Source organism: Pseudomonas sp. PA-4-8C (assembly GCF_021606625.1).
GTDB lineage: Bacteria > Pseudomonadota > Gammaproteobacteria > Pseudomonadales > Pseudomonadaceae > Aquipseudomonas > Aquipseudomonas lactis.
Window position 1 is genome coordinate 1 of record NZ_WKCD01000257.1, and the last position, 7,885, is coordinate 7,885.

Here is a 7,885-nt window from a genome sequence, read left to right on the forward strand (position 1 = left end):
GTGGACGAAGGGGATCGAACCCTCGACAACGGGAGTCACAATCCCGTGCTCTACCAACTGAGCTACGCCCACCATATTGCGTTAACAAAGAAACCAAACCACTTCTTTGTTGAGCCCTGCCCGCCTGACGACCGGCAAAAGCTTTAATTGGTGCGGATGAAGAGACTCGAACTCTTACGCCTCGCGGCGCTGGAACCTAAATCCAGTGTGTCTACCAATTCCACCACATCCGCGCTTGAAACTCTTAAAGCAAAGGCGCCAGACTGTTAAATCTGGCGCCTTTCAGAATATGGGGTGGACGAAGGGGATCGAACCCTCGACAACGGGAGTCACAATCCCGTGCTCTACCAACTGAGCTACGCCCACCATATAGCGCTACTTGTGCCAAAGCTGCCTAATGGCGCACCCGGCAGGACTCGAACCTGCGACCATCCGCTTAGAAGGCGGATGCTCTATCCAGCTGAGCTACGGGCGCCTTATTAATCTGTACTCTTGGAGGATTACAAACTAAGTGCTTCCAGCCTTGCAGTACAACTATTCTGCTCGACCTTCTTAACCAGTGCTAGGCTGTGCCCGACAAGTGCGACGAATAGTATAGATGCCCCGGAAACCCGTCAAATCTTTTTTGAAAAAAACTGATTTTATTTAAGGGGTTAGGGCAATTTGCAGACCAAGCGCCTTTGCCCTCGCGCCTTGGCATGCGAGAATGCGCGCACTTTTCTTCCCCCTCTCGATGGTTAATCACGCGTAATGACTGCACAACTTATCGACGGCAAATCAATCGCCGCCAGCCTGCGCCAGCAGATCGCCAAACGAGTCACCGAGCGCAGCCAGCAAGGCCTGCGCACGCCTGGCCTCGCGGTGATCCTGGTCGGCAGCGATCCTGCCTCTCAGGTTTATGTCTCGCACAAGCGTAAAGACTGTGAAGAGGTCGGCTTTATCTCCAAGGCCTACGACTTGCCTTCGGACACCACTCAACAGGCCCTGACCGACCTGATTGACAGCCTCAACGATGACCCGGACATGGATGGCATCCTGCTGCAACTGCCACTGCCTGAGCACCTGGACGCCTCCAAACTGCTGGAGCGCATCCGCCCGGACAAAGACGTCGACGGTTTCCACCCTTATAACGTCGGCCGCCTGGCCCAACGCATTCCCCTGCTGCGCCCATGCACCCCCAAAGGCATCATGACGCTGTTGGAAAGCACTGGTGTCGACCTGTACGGCCTCGACGCCGTCGTGGTGGGCGCATCGAACATCGTCGGTCGCCCGATGGCTATGGAACTGCTGCTGGCCGGCTGCACCGTGACCGTCACCCACCGCTTCACCAAGGACCTGGCCGGCCACGTCGGCCGCGCTGACCTGGTGGTAGTCGCCGCCGGCAAGCCGGGCCTGGTCAAGGGTGAGTGGATCAAGGAAGGCGCCATCGTCATCGACGTGGGCATCAACCGCCAGGAAGACGGCAAGTTGGTGGGTGACGTGGTGTATGAAACCGCCCTGCCCCGCGCTGGCTGGATCACGCCGGTGCCAGGCGGTGTCGGGCCGATGACCCGGGCGTGCCTGTTGGAAAATACGCTGTATGCCGCAGAAACTCTGCACGGCTGATAACCAGGCATGTTGAAAAAGCCCTGCTTTATCGCAGGGCTTTTTATTGCCCGTGAAAAACCCTTGTTGCAGGCTGTTAACGCATTAAACAAACTAGCCAAAGGCCGTCACCCTTCCGGAATTCGAAATGCCTGGCATCTTCCCAAAGCCAGCCTTGCCTGGCATCGCGCTCAGGCGGTGGCGCTTGTTGCACCGAGTCAAACAAGCCCACGCTGCGCAGTTGTTCAACGTTACCCAATCCACTATTTCGCGCTGGGAAAGCGGCGTACAGGCAATCGACCCCTGCGCGCACCAACAGCTTGAGCAATTGCTCGCCGCCCGCCTTGATGCGGCCGCCGATCAAGCCTTGGCTCGCCTGGTCAGGGAAAGCTCACGGCCCGTTCATCTCATGTGCGACCTGACCCACCGTCTGCTGGCTTGCTCCCCTGCCCGCGCAGCCCAGTTCGCAAGCCCCGTGAGCGAATTGCTGGGGCGTTCGCTATGGCGCTTTGCGACACCGGAGATCATCAGCAAGGAGCTCTCCCTGGATGAAACCGGGTGGAGGGAAGTCAGTGCGCCACCGGCGATCGAGTTCGTTACCGGCCACAATGACTCGCTTGTTGTGCCTATCAGCCAGAGCGCCTGTCGGTGGACGCGTATTCCTCTTTCAGACGGTACATCGGCGCGTTTGGTGGAGACGCTTTGACTGCCCTGCGCTGTGCATATTGTATGCGTGGACGTTCAGACTACCCGGGCTTAATCTGACTCCACTAGCATAGCCTTCGCCACTGGAGACAGAGAACGTCATGAACATCGACAAAATCAAAGGACGCCTAGAATTCCTCCGCGAAACGGAAAAACTCAAGGATGTACTCAGAAGTGCACACACCTCTTCCGGGCGCACCGAAAGCACGGCGGAACACAGTTGGCGTCTTTGCCTGATGGCCATTGTTTTCGAAGATCAACTGGCCGAGCCCGACATGCTGAAGATCCTCAAGATGTGCGTCATTCACGATCTGGGGGAGGCCATCAACGGAGACATCCCAGCAGTCAGCCAGGCGGCGTTTCCCAACAAGGGCGAGCAAGAGAGAGACGATCTTGTGCTTCTGACCTCTGCGCTGGATGAGCCGCTGAAAGCTGAGATATTGGCGCTCTGGGATGACTATGAGCACGCACAGTCTGCGGAGGCAAGAGCCGTCAAGGCGCTGGACAAGCTGGAAACGCTGCTCCAGCACAATCAGGGCAAGAACCCACCGGGCTTCAATTACGAGTTCAATCTAGCTTACGGCAAGAAGTACACCGATGCCGATCCCCTGTTTGAGCATCTTCGACAGCTTATCGATGAGGACACGCGAGAAAAAATAACAAAGCCATAGGTTTAAAATCGGCACAGCCTAACCAATCATCGGCTTACAGCCTTTATTTAAAGGCTCTCTATCGCTTTCTGATCCATACTCCTAAAATGTAACGCCATTTGTCAAAAAATCCGTTTCACAACGGCATTTCCTTACTTTTTAGCGAGTTCATCCGCGTGAAAATTCGTCTTTCTATTGTCAGCCTGTTTTTTGCTTTGGCAGGCACCTTCGCCCACGCCGCCGAATCCACCCTGGCCCCGCGTGACGCCTCCAAGCTGCAGATCGCCTCCGGTAGCGCCATGCTGGTCGATTTGCAGACCAATAAAGTCATTTATTCCAGCAACCCCGACGTGGTGGTACCTATCGCCTCGGTGAGCAAGCTGATGACCGGCCTGATCGTCCTCGAAGCCAAGCAGAATATGGACGAGTACATCGACATCAACATCACCGACACGCCCGAGATGAAAGGCGTGTTCTCCCGGGTGAAGATCGGCAGCCAGATGCCGCGCAAGGAAATGCTGCTGATCGCGCTGATGTCTTCGGAAAACCGCGCCGCTGCGAGCCTGGCCCACCATTATCCTGGCGGTTACGCAGCCTTTATCGCGGCGATGAACGCCAAGGCCAAGTCCTTGGGCATGACCAGCACCCACTACGTGGAGCCCACCGGCCTGTCGATCCATAACGTGTCGACCGCCCGCGACCTGAGCAAGCTGCTGGCCTATGCGCGTAAATTCCCGATGCTGAGCCAGCTGAGCACCACCAAGGAAAAGACCGTGTCGTTCCGCAAGCCCAACTACACCTTGGGCTTCTCCAACACCGACCACCTGATCAACCGCGCCAACTGGGATATCAAGCTGACCAAGACCGGCTTCACCAACCAGGCCGGCCACTGCCTGGTGCTGGTGACGAGCATGGGCAATCGCCCGGTGTCGCTGGTGATCCTGGATGCCTTTGGCAAGTTCACCCATTTTGCCGATGCCAGCCGTATTCGTAGCTGGGTCGAGACCGGCAAAGGCGGCGCAGTGCCGGATGTGGCGCTGCGTTACAAGGCCGATAAAAACCTCAAGAATCGAGCGACCGCTACGGAAGTACGTCGATAAACAGCGATTTTAGTGTGGGAGCGGGCTTGCTCGCGAATGCGGTGGGTCAGCCTAAGCATTCAGCGACTGACACTGCGCCTTCGCGAGCAAGCCCGCTCCCACATTTGAGTTTCACTTCTTCTCTGCCAACACCTTGAGCGCTTGGGCCGCCGCTTGCTCCTGCCCCGCCTGGGCCGTGGCATTGGCCGCATCGCGCCAGCGCTGCGCGTCCACATTGGCCGGCAACTGGCTCGGGCGCTGGGTCAGGATGGCCCAATGGCCCGCGCCCTTCCACGCCGACTCAAAGTCGCTGAAGCTCATGCTCAAGCGGCGCTCATTGCCTGAGCGCAACAGCACCGTACTCTTCTGCTGGTTGAACCCCACCACCACGACATAACGCGCCCCGGACCAATAGCTGGCGTTGATCCGCGCCATCACCGGGTAACCCGCCGCCACCTGCGCCAGCACGGCGGTCAGCTTGGCCTCCAATGGGTACACCATCAGCCCGTACTCACGCGCCAGCACCTGCATGTTGCGCTCAAGGCCCGCCTCGGCGCCGGGCAGGCGCAGCGGCTTATCAAGCAAACCCGGTGTCATGACAATGCCTTGTTGCGACAGCATGCTGGCAAGTGCCGTAGGACCGCTCTGATACGCCTCGCTGCGAAAGGTCGGCACGCCATTGAGTTCAACGCGCTCCGGCAAGCCTGGCAGTTTCGACGGTGTGTTGCTGGAACAGGCCGCCAACCCGAGGGCAACGGCCAGTAGCAAGGAAGTTTTAAGGTTCGACCGTAAGCGCAATTTTTTCACTCTCTTGATCAACTGCCAGTAAAGGCCCCGATCATAGCCCAATCGCGCTTTCTCTATCCCGTAGGAGCGAGCTTGCTCGCGAAAAACTTACAGGCGCCGCGTTTATTCAGGAAGCCTGCGTCATCGTTGACGTTTTTCGCGAGCAAGCTCGCTCCTACAGGGGGCGGCGCAAGATATCTATAGCCGACGCGTGCAATAAAGCGGTGACGATAGAGCAAACAAGTTGGACGGACTCGACCATTGGTCAATAGCAGGCAACCGTCAGCTGACTAGACTGTCCATTGAGAAGACTGTGTGTGCCCCAAGTGGGCGAAAGGAGGCCCGAATGAGCCTTGCGACAACGATTTTCCTGTTGATCTGTGGTTGGCTGGCCGTCGCCGCCGCCATGCTGTGGGGGGTCATGCGCGTGACGCGCCGGCATCATCACCCCCACGTCAAACCTGCTGAACCCGCCGAGCCACGCAAGCCGACGGCGCATCACGCCTAGCCAGGCATGCAATTGAAGTCCTGGGTCGCGGCAATTTCCTTGCCGTGGCCGTCCTCAAGGGACGCGCGCACCGTGGTGCCCAGGCTCGACTCCACCAGGGTGTAGTGCTCACCCGCCTTGAAATGCTTGTACTCGATGCGGCCCTGGCAGTCCTGCTGGTTGTCGTCACCCGGCTCGTCTTCAAATAAGGTCACGTCCAGGCGATGGTCCCCCGGGGTCACTTCAAAATAGCGCCCATCGTCCACACGTTTACCATCGACACGCTCGGCCATCAGGTCATTCGGCGCTTCTTCCTGCAAGCCGATCCAGGCTTGGCTGGGGTCCGCCTTGGGGATCGGGCCGGCGCATGCCGATAGAAAGCAGACAAAGCCAAGGACGGGAACTAACAACAATGGTTTAAGTGACATGACAGGGCTCCAAAGGGCATGAATGAAAAGGTCGTATCCGATGACTGACAAGCTTGATCAGCCGCCTCTCCTGGAACAAATGAATCCCTATGAAAGGATCTTCAGCCGTTAACTAAAACTTCCTTCACCTGGCTGAAAGGTGCGTGTTAGGTGGGTCGGGCAAGACTGCCGGGGTTTGCAATCCTGCTCTTCTCGGAGACTCACGCATGCTCGGGCTGGTAAAGACCGCACTGCACAAGCCGTACACCTTCATCGTGCTGGCTATATTCATCTGCATCATCGGGCCGATGGCGGCCCTGCGCACGCCCACGGATGTTTTTCCCGATATCGGCATTCCCGTGGTCGCCGTGGTCTGGCAGTACAACGGCCTGTCCCCGGACGCCATGGCCGGCCGGGTGATCTACACCTACGAACGCTCCCTGAGCACCACCGTCAACGACATCGAACACATCGAGTCGCAATCGTTGCCCGGCATGGGCATCGTCAAGATCTTCTTCCAGCCTGGCGTGGACATCCGTACCGCCAATGCCCAGGTCACGGCGGTGTCACAAACCGTGCTCAAGCAAATGCCACCGGGCATCACCCCGCCGCTGATCCTCAACTACAGCGCCTCCACGGTGCCGATCCTGCAAATGGCGTTCTCCAGCCCCAGCCTTTCGGAAGCCAAAATTCGTGACCTGGTGCAGAACAATATCCGCCTGCCCTTGAGCGCCCTGCCCGGCCTGGCCATGCCCACGCCGATGGGCGGCAAGCAGCGGCAGATTACGCTCGACCTCGACCCCCAAGCCCTCGCCGCCAAAGGCTTGTCGGCCCAGGATGTGGGCAATGCCCTGGCGCTGCAGAACCAGATCATTCCGGTGGGCACCGCCAAGCTGGGGCCCAACGAATACACGATCCTGCTCAACAACAGCCCCAAGGCCATTGATGAGCTCAACGACTTGCCGATCAAGACCGTCGACGGGGCGCTGATCACCATCGGCCAAGTGGCCCACGTGCGCGACGGTTCACCGCCGCAAACCAACATCGTGCGGGTCGACGGCCATCGCGCCGTGCTCATGCCGGCGCTGAAAAACGGCAGCATTTCCACGCTGTCGATCATCGACGGTATCCGCCAGATGCTGCCGCGCATCAACGAAACCCTGCCGCCGTCATTGAAAACCTCGCTGCTGGGCGATGCCTCAGTGTTCGTCAAACAGTCGGTGGGCAGCGTGGCCCAGGAAGGCATCATTGCCGCCCTGCTTACCAGTGCAATGATCCTGTTGTTTCTTGGCAGTTGGCGCTCGACCTTGATCATCGCCGCCTCGATTCCCCTGGCGGTGCTTTCGGCCATCGCGCTGTTGGCCGTCAGCGGGCAAACCCTCAACGTCATGACGCTGGGCGGGCTGGCGTTGGCCGTGGGCATCCTTGTGGATGACGCCACGGTGACCATCGAAAACATCAACTGGCACCTGGAGCAAGGTAAGACGGTGAAGACCGCGATTCTCGACGGCGCCGCGCAAATCGTCGGCCCGGCGTTCGTCTCACTGCTGTGCATCTGCATCGTGTTCGTGCCGATGTTTTTGCTGCAAGGCATTGCCGGTTACCTGTTCCGGCCGATGGCATTGGCGGTGATCTTCGCCATGGCCAGTTCGTTCATTCTCTCGCGCACCCTGGTGCCGACGCTGGCGATGTTTTTGCTCAAACCACATCGGCCGGAGTCAGGCGCTGGGCATCATCCGGAAGATGCATTCATCAACCACCACGAGGGCGAACAGCACCTGAAACCACGTAATGCATTGCTGCAATCGGTGCTGAATTTTCAACAGGGATTCGAGCGGCACTTTTCCAATGTCCGCGACACCTACCATGGCCTGCTGACGCTGGCACTGGGCGCACGTAAGCGCTTCATTGTCGGGTTCCTGGCCTGCGTACTCGCGTCGTTCCTGCTGTTGCCGAGCCTGGGCCAGGACTTTTTTCCGGCCACCGATGCGGGTGCCTTGGCCCTGCATGTGCGCTTGCCCCTGGGCACGCGCATCGAGGAAAGCGCCGCGGCGTTCGACCGCATCGAAGCGCGGATTCGCGAGGTCATCCCGGCCGAAGAACTGGACACCATCGTCGACAATATTGGCATTCCGCTCAGCGGCATCGACATGGCCTACAGCAGCAGCGGCACCATCGGCCCGCAGG

General features: G+C 58.7%; 8 protein-coding genes and 3 tRNA genes. 6 read left to right on the forward strand and 5 right to left on the reverse strand.

The window, feature by feature from the left end; genetic code table 11:
* Positions 1-148: 148 nt before the first annotated feature.
* The 3 genes from GIW04_RS24830 to GIW04_RS24840 all read right to left on the reverse strand — a co-directional run bounded on the left by GIW04_RS24830 (position 149) and on the right by GIW04_RS24840 (position 475).
* Positions 149-233: transfer RNA gene (locus GIW04_RS24830), tRNA-Leu, on the reverse strand.
* 57 nt (positions 234-290) lie between these two features.
* Positions 291-366, reverse strand: a tRNA-His gene (locus GIW04_RS24835).
* Between the two features lie 32 nt (positions 367-398).
* Positions 399-475, reverse strand: a tRNA-Arg gene (locus tag GIW04_RS24840).
* A 275-nt stretch (positions 476-750) separates the two neighbouring features.
* On the opposite strand from GIW04_RS24840, the gene folD reads away from it, so the two are divergent.
* The 4 genes from folD (at position 751) to pbpG (ending at position 4,039) form a co-directional block, all read left to right on the forward strand.
* Entirely contained in the window at positions 751-1,605 is an 855-nt protein-coding gene (gene folD, locus GIW04_RS24845; RefSeq protein WP_034134302.1) for a bifunctional methylenetetrahydrofolate dehydrogenase/methenyltetrahydrofolate cyclohydrolase FolD, read from the forward strand.
* A 127-nt stretch (positions 1,606-1,732) separates the two neighbouring features.
* Entirely contained in the window at positions 1,733-2,290 is a 558-nt protein-coding gene (locus GIW04_RS24850; RefSeq protein WP_057711247.1) for a helix-turn-helix domain-containing protein, read from the forward strand.
* 100 nt (positions 2,291-2,390) lie between these two features.
* The gene (locus tag GIW04_RS24855; RefSeq protein ID WP_120248848.1) at positions 2,391-2,960 is read left to right on the forward strand and encodes an HD domain-containing protein; all 570 of its coding nucleotides are present in this window, start codon (positions 2,391-2,393) and stop codon (positions 2,958-2,960) included.
* Positions 2,961-3,115: 155 nt separating this feature from the next.
* Positions 3,116-4,039: a D-alanyl-D-alanine endopeptidase gene (gene pbpG / locus GIW04_RS24860; protein WP_003192264.1), complete on the forward strand. Its 924-nt coding sequence runs from the start codon at positions 3,116-3,118 to the stop codon at positions 4,037-4,039.
* 111 nt (positions 4,040-4,150) lie between these two features.
* On the opposite strand, the gene GIW04_RS24865 is transcribed toward pbpG, so the two are convergent.
* Positions 4,151-4,816, reverse strand: a complete 666-nt coding sequence (locus tag GIW04_RS24865) for a peptidase C39 family protein (RefSeq protein WP_034134471.1) — start codon at positions 4,814-4,816, stop codon at positions 4,151-4,153.
* Positions 4,817-5,150: 334 nt separating this feature from the next.
* Between GIW04_RS24865 and GIW04_RS24870 the strand changes: the two genes are divergently transcribed.
* Positions 5,151-5,312, forward strand: coding sequence for a hypothetical protein (locus GIW04_RS24870; RefSeq protein ID WP_169912701.1), 162 nt, complete (start codon positions 5,151-5,153; stop codon positions 5,310-5,312).
* On the opposite strand, the gene GIW04_RS24875 is transcribed toward GIW04_RS24870, so the two are convergent.
* Positions 5,309-5,719 carry a PA0061/PA0062 family lipoprotein gene (locus GIW04_RS24875; RefSeq protein WP_034134300.1) on the reverse strand — a complete coding sequence of 137 codons (411 nt, stop codon included), beginning with the start codon at positions 5,717-5,719 and terminating at the stop codon, positions 5,309-5,311. The genes GIW04_RS24870 and GIW04_RS24875 overlap by 4 nt on opposite strands.
* A 206-nt stretch (positions 5,720-5,925) precedes the next feature.
* Here GIW04_RS24875 and GIW04_RS24880 point away from each other — a divergent pair.
* Positions 5,926-7,885, forward strand: a 1,960-nt coding sequence (locus GIW04_RS24880; protein WP_236479294.1) for an efflux RND transporter permease subunit, incomplete at its 3' end; no start/stop codon positions are given.

Excerpts from the sequence above, each read along its gene's own strand:
- GIW04_RS24875 (WP_034134300.1), bottom strand. The coding sequence starts at position 5,719 with ATGTCACTTAAACCATTGTTGTTAGTTCCCGTCCTTGGCTTTGTCTGC.
- GIW04_RS24850 (WP_057711247.1), top strand. The coding sequence starts at position 1,733 with ATGCCTGGCATCTTCCCAAAGCCAGCCTTGCCTGGCATCGCGCTCAGG.
- GIW04_RS24870 (WP_169912701.1), top strand. The coding sequence starts at position 5,151 with ATGAGCCTTGCGACAACGATTTTCCTGTTGATCTGTGGTTGGCTGGCC.
- GIW04_RS24855 (WP_120248848.1), top strand. The coding sequence starts at position 2,391 with ATGAACATCGACAAAATCAAAGGACGCCTAGAATTCCTCCGCGAAACG.
- folD (WP_034134302.1), top strand. The coding sequence starts at position 751 with ATGACTGCACAACTTATCGACGGCAAATCAATCGCCGCCAGCCTGCGC.